Origin of the sequence: Myxococcus sp. XM-1-1-1 (genome assembly GCF_020037095.1) — a bacterium.
Taxonomy (GTDB): Bacteria; Myxococcota; Myxococcia; order Myxococcales; family Myxococcaceae; genus Myxococcus; species Myxococcus fulvus.
The window spans coordinates 745842-758295 of record NZ_JAIQDH010000001.1 but is presented as its reverse complement, the minus strand read 5'-3'; the positions used below and the strand labels follow the sequence as shown (position 1 = coordinate 758295).

The following is a 12454-nucleotide window of genomic DNA, read 5'->3' as shown; positions in this document are numbered from 1 at the left end:
AGGAGACACCGTGAAGCCCGTGAAGATCTACACCACGAACTACTGTGGCTTTTGCGTCCGCGCGAAGGACCTGCTCAAGCGCAAGGGCGTTGACTTCCAGGAGCTGGACGTCACCGGAGACGACGACACGCGAGCCAGGCTCGTGGAGATGAGCGGCGGCCAGCGCACCGTGCCGCAAATCTTCATCGGCGACACGCACGTCGGCGGCTACTCGGACCTGGCCCAGCTCGACAAGGAAGGCAAGCTGGACCCCATGCTGCAAGCCTGACCGGGTGCGAGCAGGCGGGCGGGCGCCCCACCCGGGGCCGCCCACCGCCCCCGTGGCTAGCTTTCCCCCATGGCACACCACCCTTTCTCGGGAGGCGGACATGGCAGGTGAAGAGCGGCAGACGGGGACCCGGGACGCGCACTACAACGTCATCAGCACGCTGTACCACCTGCTCAAGGGCGCCTCGACAGCCGAGCAGTTCATCCGCGACGCCGAGCAGGCGGGCGACCCGGAGCTGGCGCAGTTCTTCCGCGACTGGCAGGACGAGCAGCGCCACCTGGCCGAGCGGGCGAAGAACCTGCTGGGCGCGCGCCTTTCGTCCGTGGAGAAGCCCGCCGCGGAGCCTGGCAAGAAGCGCGCGGCCGGCTCCAGCAAGTCCAGCGCTTCCAGCAAGACGCCGCGAGCCGGCGCTCCCGTGAATGCGGGCGTGAAGTCCGGAGGCAGCGCGTCCGACGACCTCGTCGACGAGCTGTCGAAGGAGTCCTTCCCGGCCAGCGACTCGCCGGCGACGTACTGAAGTGAAGCACGGCCTCGCGTGAGCACTGGATTCGCGCGAGGCGTTCGCATTGGATGCCGGCCGTGAGTTTCAGGAACGGCCCTTCCCTCCCCGGACGATGCGAGTCGGCGCGCCTGCCCATGTGGCGGCGCGCCGGCCGTGCCGTGTCTTCCGGACGGGGCCCTCGGACCCACGACGTCGAGACCTCTCCTCCCGCAGGCCTTTCCGGGCACGCGCTGGACGAGGCCGCGCGCCGTGAGCCCGACGCGTCCTGGCGCGCGACCGGCGGTGAACGTGTCCTGGTGGACACTCACCGCCGACCCCTGACTGGAGCGTCTGTGGCTCCAGGCGCCGCCCCTCGACGCGTCCTCCCGAAGCCCACCCGCGAGGCCGCGCTCGCGCTGCACACGCGCGCGGAACCCTCCCTCGCCCTGAAGCGTCCCCCCTCGACGTTTCCCATTGTCCCGGGCCGCGATGCCCGGGTTTTCCTTCTCGCAGGAGGCGCGCTTACAGCTGCCTTCCGGGAAGAATCTTCCACTCTTGTTGCCCCCGCGAAGTGGGGGCGCGCAGACGGTGCGTCGGGCTTGCCCGCCCGGTCCCCTCGCACCTAAAGAGGACCCATGATGGAACCCAGGCCCGAGGTCACCCAGACCACCCAGACGGACAAGGACGAAGGCCGCACGACGCGCATCCCCATTCACGAGTGGACCGTGGAGGTGGTGTCGGGCCCCGACAAGGGAAAGAAGGTGACCACCCAGGATGGCCTGGTGCGCGTGGGCTCGGACCCCGCGAGCGACCTGGTGCTGACCGACACCACGGTGAGCCGCCGTCACCTGGAGGTGGAGCGCACGCCCCGGGGCCTCTTGCTGCGCGACACCGGCAGCCGCAACGGCACCTTCCTCGACGGCCGGCAGGTGCTCCAGGCGTACCTGGGGCGCGGCGACAAGGTGGAGCTGGGCAAGACGAAGCTCGCGGTGAAGGTGGCCGCCAAGCCCACGGAGGTGGAGCTGGCCGGGGCGGAGTCCTTCGGCGCGCTGGTGGGCACGTCGGAGAAGATGCGCTGGGTCTTCACGGAGCTGCGCCGCGTGGCGCGCGAGGACATGAGCCTGCTCATCGAGGGTGAGACGGGCACGGGCAAGGAGCTGGCGGCCAGGGCGGTGCACCAGCACTCGTCGCGGCGTCACGGCCCCTTCAAGGTCGTCGACTGCAACCTCATCTCCGAGGAGAAGGCGGAGCGCGAGCTGTTCGGCGGCCTGCGCGCGAGCGACCCGGAGGACAAGGAGGCCCGAGGCGTCTTCGAGGCCGCCCGCGGAGGCACGCTCTTCCTGGACGAGGTGGGCGAGCTGCCGCTGCTGGTGCAGGGCAAGCTCTTGCGCGTGCTGGACGCGCGCGAGGTGCCGTCGCTGGACGGGCAGCCGGTGCCGGTGGACGTGCGCGTCATCGCCTCCACGCACCGCAACCTGGAGGAGGACGTGCGCCAGGGCCGCTTCCGCGCGGACCTCTACTTCCGCCTGGCCGTGGCGCGCGTGCGGCTGCCGCCCCTGCGCACGCGCCGGGAGGATTTGCCGTCGCTCGCGCAGGCCCTGTCCCAGACGCTGCGGGCCAGCGTGTCGCTCACGCCCCAGACGCTGGCGCTCTTCGAGGGCTACGACTGGCCGGGCAACGTGCGCGAGCTGCGCAACGTGCTCGAGCGCGGCGCGCTCATGGAGGAGACGGGCAACACCAGCTGGCTGGACTTCCTGGCCCAGCCCTCGCGCCGCCCGGACGGGCAGCCGCCCAGCACGCAGGTGGCCACGCTCGTCACCGGCATGCCGTACCACGAGGCCAAGGACCGGGTGCTGGCCGACTTCGAGCGTTTGTATTTCGCCGAGGTGATGCGCACGGTGGGCTTCGACATGAAGGCCGCCGAGCAGCGCACCGGGTTGTCGATGCAGAGCCTCTACCGCCTGCTCAAGAAGAATGGGCTTCGCCTCAAGGACCTCAAGAACGCCGAGGGCCTGGAGAAGTGAGTGCCCCCTCGCAGTCCTACCCCAGGGAGAACAACCGCATGTTGCGTCGTCTCGTCGTAGCCTCCGTCGTCTTCACCGCCGCTTGCGCCGGTCAGCAGAAGCCCGCAGAGGATGCGGCGGCCAATGGCAATGGCGGCAAGCCCGTGAGCACCGAGGAGCGCGTGCGCATCGGCAACCAGCCCGCCTTCGACGTGGCCAGCTGCTTCCCGCGCGAGCTGGACCTGCCCCCGTCCAACCAGGGCGTGCTCGTGGGCGCCATGCTCACCACCCGTCCGGAGGTGCTCGAGTGTCTGGTGAGCCCCAGCAACCGGGGCCCCGCCGAGAAGACCGTCGTGACGGTGAAGACCACCGTGACGGACACGAGCGCCACGCACGCCATCAGCGGTGACAACCTCACCCCCACCGGCCAGCAGTGCATCCAGGGCGTGGTGGACAAGCTCGTCAAGCCGAAGCTGCTCGCCAAGGGCGCCGCGGCCGTCGAGTCCACCGCGACCTTCGAGCACGACACCGGCAGCAGCGCGTCGGTGAAGTTCGGGGTGAACGACGGCTCGGACTTCTCCGGCGCGGTGCGCCTGGCCCAGCAGGAGTGGTGTGACTGCTACGCGGGCTACAAGGGCGCGACGCCGCCCGTGCTGACGTCGCACGTGACGCTCGTCAAGGGGCAGCCCACGGCCGAGGTGACGTTCGACGCCTCCGGCAGCACCGAGGGTGACCAGCTGGCCGCGTGCCTCAAGACGAAGGTGCTCGCGGTGCCCGCGAAGGTGTCCACCGACAAGCTCACCTACCCGCACCGCTTCGTGCACTTCAACTCCAACGCCACCGAGGCGACGTCCTCGCTGCCCCCGCAGCTGCGCTTCTTCCAGCTGGAGGTCGTGCGCAACCAGCGCGCGGCGGACGCGGCCATCGCGTTCGGCGCCCGCGCCGCGGCGGCCGAGGCCTTCGAGGCCGTGGTGGCCAAGTACCAGAAGACCAAGGACTACAAGCTCTTCGACGAGCTGTCCGGCAAGTGCAACAGCCTGGTCGAGGCCGCGCAGGGCTGGGTGAAGGCGCTGGAGGCCCAGCAGGTGGTGGACCAGGCCTCCGTGGCGCTGGTGCAGGAGCTGAAGACGACCGACGCCGAGGGTTGGACGCCGGTGGAGACGGCCAGCCAGACGGCCCTCACCAACACCCAGAAGGACCTGAGCACCGCCCAGGCCCGCGTCGAGGCGGACCAGAAGGCCTGCCCGAAGAAGAGCTACAAGAAGTAGCCCCAGGCACCGCCTGAAACGCACGAAGGCGCGGGTTCCCGAAAGTCGGGGCCCGCGCCTTCCGTGTTTCTGGCCTGTGTGCCGCCGCCAGCAGGGAGGCCGGGAGGACTCCCCGGCCCCAGACTCGCGCGACTACGCGCTGATCTTGTCGTCGTTGGCCGCGTTGGCCTCGCGAATCTTCACGCTGACCAGCTTGGAGATGCCCGGCTCCTCCATGGTGACGCCGTAGAGGGTGTTGGAGACCTCCATGGTGCGCTTGTTGTGCGTAATGAGGATGAACTGCGACTGGCGGCTCATCTCCTTCACCATGTCGTTGTAGCGGCCCACGTTGCCCTCATCCAGCGGCGCGTCGACCTCGTCCAGGAGGCAGAAGGGCGTGGGCTTGATGAGGAAGATGCCGAAGATGAGGCCCACGGCGGTGAGGGCCTTCTCGCCACCGGAGAGCAGGTTGACGCTCTGGAGCTTCTTGCCCGGCGGCTGCGCGACGATTTCCACGCCCGGCTCGCCGTTGGGCCCGTCATTGGTGAGCACCAGGCTGGCGCGGCCACCGCCGAACAGGCGGGGGAAGATGGCCTGGAACTTCTCGTTCACCACGTCGAAGGTCTGCTTGAAGCGCTCGCGGCTGGTCGCGTCGATGCGCTGGATGGCCTCCTTGAGCTGCCCCATGGAGGCCTGCAGGTCCGTCTTCTGCGCGGTGAGGAAGTCGAAGCGCTTGGAGAGCTCCGCGTGCTCGTCGATGGCGGTGAGGTTGATCTCCCCCATCTTCTCCACCTGGGCGCGCAGATCCTTCAGCTCCGCCTCCGTCTCCGGCGTCAGCGACGGCAGCAGGTGGTAGCGGTGCAGCTCCAGCGCCAGGTCCACCTGGTGGCGCTCGCGGATGCCGGCCGACAGGTGCTCGAGCTCCAGGGCAATCTCGCGCTCGCGCAGCGAAATCTGGGACAGCCCCTGCATCAGCTCCTCCACCCGGCCGCGCAGCTCGCGGAACTGGGAGTCCTGCTCACGCACCTCGCTGGAGGCGAGCAGGTGCGCGGCGCGCCGGGACTCCAGGCCCTCCGCGGCGACGCGGTGCTCCTCCACGCGCTGGGACAGGCCCGCCTCGGTCTCCGTGGTGCGCTTGCCCAGTTCCTCCGTGCGCGCGCCGCCCTCGGCCAGGGTCGCCTGCAGGCGCGCCACGCGCGTCTCCATCTCCCGGCGCTGGGTGACCAGGCTGTCCAACTCCTTGCGCGCGGACTCGCCGCGCTCGCTGCCGGCGGCCACCTTGATGCGCAGGCCCGTCAGGTCCGCGTTGGCGGCCTCCGCGCGCTGGCGCAGGGACTCCTGCTCGCCGGCGAGCTGCTTGACGCGCTCCTCGCGGGCCTCGCGGTCCGTCTGGCCGTGGGCCACCTCGCCGCGGCTGGCCTCCTCCTCGTGGGCCAGCGCCATGTGGCTCTGCCCCAGCTGCCCGTCCTCCTGCTCCAGGGAGCGCACCCGCTCGCGCACGCGCGCCAGGTCCTCACCCGCCTTGTGCAGGTCCTTCTCCTGGCTGGCGAGGTTCACCTCCTCGGCGTGCTGGTTCTTGGCCAGCCCCTTGAGGACGCCCTCGGTGTGCCCCATCTGCTTCTGGAGCGTGTAGTGCCGGGTCAGGATTTCGTTGTAGCGCTCCTCCACCCGGGCCACCTCGGTGGCCAGCTCCGCGATCTCGCGCTTCTTCTGGAGCGCGCCCACCGCCGCGCCCTCGCGCTCACCGCCGACGATGGTGCCGTCCTGCCGGAACACCTCGCCGTCCTGCGTGACGAGCGTGCGCGCCGGGCCGCCGGCCTCCGAGTACGCGCGCGCCGCCGCCAGGTCCTGGACGATGACGACGTCTCCGAGGAGCAGCCGCACCACGGGCTGCAGCGCCTCCTCGCACGTCACCTCGCCCAGCGCGTGCGCCAGCACGCCCGGGCGCTCGAAGTCCGGCGCCTCCACGGGCGGCAGGGCGTCCAGCGCGGGCACGGGCAGGAAGCTGCCCCGGCCCTCCGCGTGGCCCTTGAGGTACTCCACCAGCTCCACGCCCTTGTCGCGGCTCTCGACGATGACGTGCTGGAGCCGCTCACCCAGGGCGGCCTCCACCGCGCGCTCGTAGCGCGGCGTCACCGTGAGCACGTCCGCCACGAGGCCGAAGATGCCCTGCTCCCGGGCCACCGTGCCCGCGCGCACCATGACGGCGCGCACGCCGCGGTCGAACCCGTCGTAGTTCTTCTGGATGTCCTCCAGCGACGACAGGCGGCTCCGCTTGTCGCTCAGCTCCTCGCGCAGGGCGATGACCTGGATTTCGTTCTCCGTGAAGGCCGCGCGCGTGCGCGACAGGGCGTCCTCCTCCTGCGCCTTGTGCTCGGCCAGCTCCGCGGCCAGGTGCCGGGTGTCCTCCACCCGCCTCGCCACCTCACCACGCGCCGTCTCCAGCTGCGCCTCCTGCTCGCGCAGCGCCGCCAGCTCCGCCTGCAGCTTGGCGCGGCGGCCCTCCAAATCGGTGCGCTGACGGGCCAGGCCCACCAGGTTGCTCTCGTGGTTGGCCAGCCGCGTGGCCACGGCGACCAGGCCCGCGCGCTCCTGCTCGAGCCGCAGGGCCACTTCCGTCTGCAGCTGGGTGACGCGGCGCAGCTCCTCCTGCGCCACCTGCATCGCCACCTCGTCCTCCTTCCACGAGCCGGCGATGCCGGACAGCTCGGCCTCGCGCGCGGCCATGGCCTCGGACATCTCCGCCTGCCTGGCGAGCAGCCCGTCCAGCTCCGTGCGGGCCTGGGCCACGCGGGCCTGCGTCTCCTCCAGGTCGCGCTTGCCGTAGGACAAGTCCTGCGTGTCGCGCTGCAGCGAGCTCTCCAGCGCGTGCACCTCGGCGGCCAGGGCCTGGAGCGCCGCGGCCTCCGCGTCCAGCTCCGCGCGGCGCCGGGCGATGGTCTCCTCCAGCTCCTTCACGCGGTCCAGGCTGTCGCGCTCCTCGGTGCCCAGGTTGGACAGGCGCGACTGGAGGACCTGCTTCTCCGCGAGCAGCTCCAGGTGACGGTGGCTTGCCGCGTGCAGGTCGATGTCCCGCATGCGCGCCTTGAGCTTCTTGTACTTCTCCGCCTTCTTCGCCTGACGCGACAGCGCGTCCAGCCGCTTCTCCAGCTCGCTGGTGATGTCGGTGACGCGCAGGAGGTTGGCCTCGGTGGCCTCCATCTTCCGCTCGGCGGCCTTGCGGCGCGCCTTGTACTTGGTGACGCCCGCGGCCTCCTCCAGCAGGTGCCGGCGGTCCTCCGGCTTGCTGGAGACGATGAGGCCCACGCGGCCCTGCTCGATGATGGAGTAGGCCTTGGTTCCCACGCCCGTGCCCAGGAACAGCTCGGTGATGTCGAGCAGGCGGCACAGCGTCTTGTTGATGAGGTACTCCGAGTCCCCGTTGCGGAACAGGCGCCGCGTGACGGTGATCTCCGAGAAGCCCTGGTACTGGGGCGCGAGCTGGTCCGTGTCGTCCACCAGGAAGGTCAGCGACACCTCCGCCATGGACAGGGGCGGCTTGTTCTCCGAGCCGTTGAAGATGACGTCCTCCATGCCACGGCCACGGAGGTTCTTCGCGCTCTGCTCACCCATCACCCAGCGGATGGCGTCCACGACGTTCGACTTGCCGCAGCCGTTGGGGCCGACGATGCCGGTGACGCCTTCGTCGAACGTGAAGACGCTGCGCTCCATGAAGGACTTGAAGCCAGTGATGTCCAACCGCTTGATACGCATGCCAGCGGGCTCCCGGGAGACGCGCGAGGTACTGAGTGAAAAGTGAGCGCGAGGCCTAGAAATCGGCCTCGGAACGATTTCTCCGAGGACTACCAGCCGCCTCCCAGGCGATCAAGCGTGACCATGCCACGCGTGGCCATACGTTCGGCTGCTTGCCCTTCGGTCGGACAGGAGTCGGCCAGCAGGGTCCTCTCTCGGACTTGCACCCTGGGCGCCCCACCCTACCTTCCCATTGACTTTTCCGGAGGTTGCATACGTTCCAGCCCTTTCTCGCCATGACGCTCCTCATGGGAGCGTCTCCTACGCCGGAGGTAGCACCCCGGTCTGACACTCAAGCGGTGGAGGCGGTCTCTGCCTGCCCCAACCCGTATTTCCCCCTCGAGGAGGGGCTGACGCTCACCTACCGGGCGGGCAGGTCCTCGCAGATGGTGCTGAGCACGCACGGCGTGACGCCCACGCCCGAGGGCCTCACCGGCAAGGTCGCCGTGAAGCTCAAGGGCCGACAGGGCGAGACGGATGCAACCTGTAGCAGCCTGGGCATGAGCACGGGCCTGGGTGGCCTGGAGGGTACGCTGCTGTCGGCGTCCGGCATGGATGTCCAGGTGGTGAGCTCCGAGGGCGTGGCCGTGCCCGCGCCGTCGAGCATGGTGCTGGGTGGCACCTGGAAGAACAGCCTGTCGGTGAAGCTCCAGCCTCCCGTGGGCAAGACGGGCGGCATCCGCCCCATCATCGCGACGACGTTCGACAAGGAGTCCACGGTGGTGGGCGAGGAGGAGGTCACCGTCGCGGCCGGGACGTTCAAGGCCCTGAAGGTGAAGAACATCGTCACCGCGCGCGCCAGCCGCCCCGGCTCCGAGGGCCGCTCCATGGAGAGCTACATCTGGTTCGCGCCGGGCGTGGGCATCATCAAGTTCGCCACGCCGGAGAGCACGGATCTGGAGCTGCTCAAGGTTGAAAGGCCCCAGCCCGCACAGGCCAAGTCCTCCGGCAAGGAGAAGCGGCCCGTGAAGAAGGCCGCGGCCGACAAGAAGGGCACGTCCGCGCCCTGAGCGCGCAGCCGAGGGACCGGGAACGTCAACGCAGCGCGGCCCGCGTCACGGATGACCGACGCGGGCTGTCGCGCCGAGGAGTCGACGCCCTCGCCACGCGAGGCCGGACCTCCAGGGCGTCACGAGCGGGCGCCGAGGCTCAGGCGGACTCGCCGCCCGAGCCCGAGGAAGCCGTCGGGGGAGGCTCACCCGGGGAGCCGTCCGTCGACGTCGCCGGCGCGGAGCCATCCGCGGGCGTCCTGGGCGCGGCGCGGGACTGGGGCTCCACCACCACGCGCACCACGCGGGGCCCGTCCACCTCCTCCACGAGGATGCGCCACATGTCGAGCCGCAGCGAGTCGCCCTTCTCCGGCACCCGCCCCAGCTTCGACATCAGGAAGCCGGCAATCGTCGTCACCTCGCCCTCTTCGTCCTCGTCCAGGTCGAAGCTGACGTCCAGCCGCTCCTCCAGGTCGTCCAACTGCGCGGTGCCGGGCAGCTCGAAGCGTCCACCGGGCAGCGAACGCACCTCCTCCACCCGCCGGCCCAGCTCCGCCACGTCGCCCACCACCTCCGCGACCACGTCCGCGATGGTGACCAGGCCCGACGTACCGCCGTGCTCGTCCACCACCAGCGCCGTCTGACGACGCCGGCGCCGGAACTCCGCGAGCAGCTGCTCCAGCGTCGCGTTCTCCGGGATGAACAGCACCGGCCGCTGCACCTGCGCCAGGCTGCGCAGCTCGCCGCGCGACAACAGGAAGAAGAGGTCCTTGGCGTTCACCACGCCCTCGACCTCGTCCAGGTTGCCCCGACACACCGGCAGCCACGTGTGCCCCGCGGCGCGCGCGTCCGCGATGCACTTCTCCAGCGGCTCCTCCACATCCAGGAACTTCACCTGGTTTCGCGGCACCATCACCTGCCGCGCCGTCTTCTGCGCCATCTCCAGCGCGCGCTCGAGCAGCTCCGCGCGCGCCGTCGTGATCGCCCCCGCCTGCGCGGAGCTGTGGAGGATGACGAGCAGCTCGTCCTCGCTGTGCGCCTCGTGCGCCTCGCCCACCGTCTGCAGCCCCACCACCCGCAGCACCCACGCCGCCAGCCCGTTGAGCAGGACAATGGCCGGGTAGAACAGCAGGTAGAAAGCCCGCATCGGCAGCGCCACCGCGAGCGTCGTCGCCTCCGCGCGCTGGATGGCCAGGCTCTTGGGCGCCAGCTCCCCCAGCACGATGTGCAGGAACGTGATGATGCTGAAGGCGATGACCACCGACGCGGTGTGCGCCACCGTGGGGCTCGCGCCCTCGGGCACCACCCGCGTCAGCACCGGCTCCAACAGCTTCGCGAAGGCGGGCTCACCCAGCCAGCCCAGCCCCAGCGACGCCAGCGTGATTCCGAACTGGGTGGCGGACAGGTACGCGTCCAACTGCTCCACCATCTTCAGCGCCTGCGTGGAGCCCGGCTGGCCCTCGTCCACCAGCGCCTGCAGCCGCGTGGCGCGAATCTTCACGATGGCGAACTCGGTCGCCACGAAGAAGCCGTTGGCGAAGACCAGGAGGATCGCCAGCCCCAGGAACACCCATTCCATGCCCATGGCTCAGAACAAGGCTTCGAAGTCGGTGTCGCCCTTGAGGGCGTCGAACATGGGGTCCGTCGACAACCACCCCATCACCTTCTGCCGGTCCGCCGTGAGCGCCGACTTCAGGTACGTCACCGCGTCCTTCGGCCGCCCCCACAGGGCGTACAGCGCGGACAGGTTGTAGTTGAGCAGCAGGTCCTCGGCGTTGAGCGCCCGGGCCCGCTCGTACGCGCGCTCGGCCTCCGCGTAGAAGCCCTTCTGCGCGTAGCAGATGCCCAGATCCAACTGGGCCTCGAAGTTGTCCGGCTCCAGCCGCACCACGTCCTTGAGGAGCGTGATGGCGGAGCGGTAGTCGCCCTCGTCCATCATCAGCGCCGCCAGCTCGTGCCGGGGGAACGCGTCCTGCGGATCCAACTCGATGGCCGCCTGCAGCTCGCGCATCGCCTCCTCGACCCGGCCCTGGTCCGCGTACGTGAGGCCCAGGTTGAGGTGCGCGTCCGGGTACTCGGGGTCCAGCTCGATGGCCTCCTTGTACTCCTCCACCGCCATCTCCCCCGCGTGCGTGGAGAGGAAGCAGGCCAGGTTGTAGTGCGCCGTGGCGCTCTCCGGCTCCAGCTTCAGGGCGGTGAGGTACTCGGTGAGCGCCTCGCGGAAGAGCTTCTTCTCCGCGTAGACGGTGGCCAGGTTGTCGTGGGCATGGGCGGAGCTGGGGTCCAGCTCGATGGCCTTCTTGAACTCCTTGATGGCCTCGTCCAGCCAACCCCGGTCCGCCAGCTCGATTCCGCGAGTGTTGTGCTCGTCGGAGAGCGCGATGTTGTCCTTTTCCCGGGCCATGAGAGCGCGGGGCAATCTACGCGCCGCGCAAACACGGGTGCAAGGTAGAGTTTCCCTCCGTCCATGCGCCACGCCGCCCTGCTGCTCCTCCTGTTCTCCGCCTGTCATCCTCGCCCCGGCCCGGTGACGGTGGACCCCACCCCTCCCGCCCCGACCCGACAAACCGAGGACGCCGGGACGCCCGCCGCCCTGGCGCCCCCCTCCCCGCCCGCCGTCCCCCGCCCCATCACCCTCCTGTTCGGCGGGGACGTGACGCTCGGCCACAACCACCAGAAGTTCTTCGACGACGAGCTGGCCAAGGGCCGCTCCCGGGAGGAGCTCTTCGCCTATGGCTTCAAGGAGGTCCGCGCCCTGGGTGACGCGGCGGACCTCTTCGTCATCAACCTGGAGTGCCCCTTCACCGAAGGGGGCGAGAAGCTGCCCAAGAACTTCAACTTCCGGGCCCGTCCGGAGCTGGTGGGCGCGCTCACCGCGGGCGGCGTGGACGTGGTCAGCCTGGCCAACAACCACCTGATGGACTACGGCGCCCAGGGGTTGCTCGACACCCTGGCGACGCTGGAGGCCGCGCGCATCCCCTACTTCGGCGCCGGGCGCACCCTGGCCGAGGCGCGCCGTCCCGCAGTCCTCACCGTGGGCGGCCTGCGGGTGGCGCTGCTGGGCTACTTCTTCCTGGGCGAGCGCAATATCGAGCCGCCGGAGGTCTACGCCACCGACACCACGCCGGGCGTCGCGGGCCACTTCTCCGACGTGGACGTGATGGAGCGGATGCTGCGCGAGGACATCGCCCTGGCGAAGGCCCAGGCGGACGTCGTGCTGCCCTACTTCCACTGGGGCCGCGAGGGCACCCAGGTGCTGGAGCCCTACCAGGTCCGCCTGGCGCACGCCGCCATCGACGCGGGCGCCTCGGGCGTGCTGGGCAGCCACCCCCACGTGCTCCAGGGCATGGAGCTCTTCCAGGGCAGGCCCGTGGTGTACTCGCTGGGCAACTTCGTCTTCGGGGGGAACTGGAACCCGCGCGACAAGCGCAGCGCGTTGTGGAAGGGGACCTTCGGACCGGAGGGCTACCTCAAGAGCGAGGTGCTGCCGCTGCGCACGGACCGCTTCCCGGAGCTCCCCTTCCAGCCGGTGCCCGTGACGGGGCCGGCGGCCGAGGAGGTGCTGCGCCTGGTGGCCGAAAGCTCACGCTCCCTGGGGAAGATGCTCCCCGAGCTGGAGCCGTGGGCCGGGCCGACTCCCTCCCCCGCGACAGGCGGGAGGGAGTAACCGGCGC

Annotated in this window: 9 protein-coding genes; 6 read left to right on the top strand and 3 right to left on the bottom strand. The window is 70.1% G+C overall.

Annotated elements, in window-relative coordinates; translation table 11 throughout:
• Positions 1–10: 10 nt before the first annotated feature.
• The 4 genes from grxC to K8640_RS03145 all read left to right on the top strand — a co-directional run bounded on the left by grxC (position 11) and on the right by K8640_RS03145 (position 4020).
• Positions 11–268, top strand: a complete 258-nt coding sequence (gene grxC / locus K8640_RS03160; RefSeq protein WP_141325484.1) for a glutaredoxin 3 — start codon at positions 11–13, stop codon at positions 266–268.
• Between the two features lie 100 nt (positions 269–368).
• Entirely contained in the window at positions 369–785 is a 417-nt protein-coding gene (locus K8640_RS03155) for a hypothetical protein (RefSeq protein ID WP_223745708.1), read from the top strand.
• Positions 786–1387: 602 nt separating this feature from the next.
• Positions 1388–2773 (top strand): sigma 54-dependent Fis family transcriptional regulator, encoded by a 1386-nt coding sequence (locus tag K8640_RS03150; RefSeq protein ID WP_046718241.1) that lies wholly within the window; start codon positions 1388–1390, stop codon positions 2771–2773.
• 38 nt (positions 2774–2811) lie between these two features.
• Positions 2812–4020 carry a hypothetical protein gene (locus K8640_RS03145; RefSeq protein ID WP_223745706.1) on the top strand — a complete coding sequence of 403 codons (1209 nt, stop codon included), beginning with the start codon at positions 2812–2814 and terminating at the stop codon, positions 4018–4020.
• Positions 4021–4152: 132 nt separating this feature from the next.
• On the opposite strand, the gene smc is transcribed toward K8640_RS03145, so the two are convergent.
• Positions 4153–7752: a chromosome segregation protein SMC gene (smc, locus tag K8640_RS03140; RefSeq protein ID WP_223745705.1), complete on the bottom strand. Its 3600-nt coding sequence runs from the start codon at positions 7750–7752 to the stop codon at positions 4153–4155.
• Positions 7753–8090: 338 nt separating this feature from the next.
• On the opposite strand from smc, the gene K8640_RS03135 reads away from it, so the two are divergent.
• The gene (locus K8640_RS03135) at positions 8091–8801 is read left to right on the top strand and encodes a hypothetical protein (protein ID WP_223745704.1); all 711 of its coding nucleotides are present in this window, start codon (positions 8091–8093) and stop codon (positions 8799–8801) included.
• 139 nt (positions 8802–8940) lie between these two features.
• On the opposite strand, the gene K8640_RS03130 is transcribed toward K8640_RS03135, so the two are convergent.
• Together K8640_RS03130 and K8640_RS03125 are read right to left on the bottom strand one after the other, a co-directional pair.
• Positions 8941–10365 carry a hemolysin family protein gene (locus K8640_RS03130; protein WP_223745703.1) on the bottom strand — a complete coding sequence of 475 codons (1425 nt, stop codon included), beginning with the start codon at positions 10363–10365 and terminating at the stop codon, positions 8941–8943.
• Positions 10366–10368: 3 nt separating this feature from the next.
• Positions 10369–11184 (bottom strand): lipopolysaccharide assembly protein LapB, encoded by an 816-nt coding sequence (locus K8640_RS03125; protein ID WP_223745702.1) that lies wholly within the window; start codon positions 11182–11184, stop codon positions 10369–10371.
• A 63-nt stretch (positions 11185–11247) separates the two neighbouring features.
• Between K8640_RS03125 and K8640_RS03120 the strand changes: the two genes are divergently transcribed.
• Entirely contained in the window at positions 11248–12447 is a 1200-nt protein-coding gene (locus K8640_RS03120) for a CapA family protein (RefSeq protein ID WP_223745701.1), read from the top strand.
• Positions 12448–12454 lie beyond the last annotated feature (7 nt).

Excerpts from the sequence above, each read along its gene's own strand:
- smc (WP_223745705.1), bottom strand. The coding sequence starts at position 7,752 with ATGCGTATCAAGCGGTTGGACATCACTGGCTTCAAGTCCTTCATGGAG.
- K8640_RS03125 (WP_223745702.1), bottom strand. The coding sequence starts at position 11,184 with ATGGCCCGGGAAAAGGACAACATCGCGCTCTCCGACGAGCACAACACT.
- K8640_RS03150 (WP_046718241.1), top strand. The coding sequence starts at position 1,388 with ATGGAACCCAGGCCCGAGGTCACCCAGACCACCCAGACGGACAAGGAC.
- K8640_RS03155 (WP_223745708.1), top strand. The coding sequence starts at position 369 with ATGGCAGGTGAAGAGCGGCAGACGGGGACCCGGGACGCGCACTACAAC.
- K8640_RS03145 (WP_223745706.1), top strand. The coding sequence starts at position 2,812 with ATGTTGCGTCGTCTCGTCGTAGCCTCCGTCGTCTTCACCGCCGCTTGC.
- K8640_RS03130 (WP_223745703.1), bottom strand. The coding sequence starts at position 10,365 with ATGGGCATGGAATGGGTGTTCCTGGGGCTGGCGATCCTCCTGGTCTTC.
- K8640_RS03120 (WP_223745701.1), top strand. The coding sequence starts at position 11,248 with ATGCGCCACGCCGCCCTGCTGCTCCTCCTGTTCTCCGCCTGTCATCCT.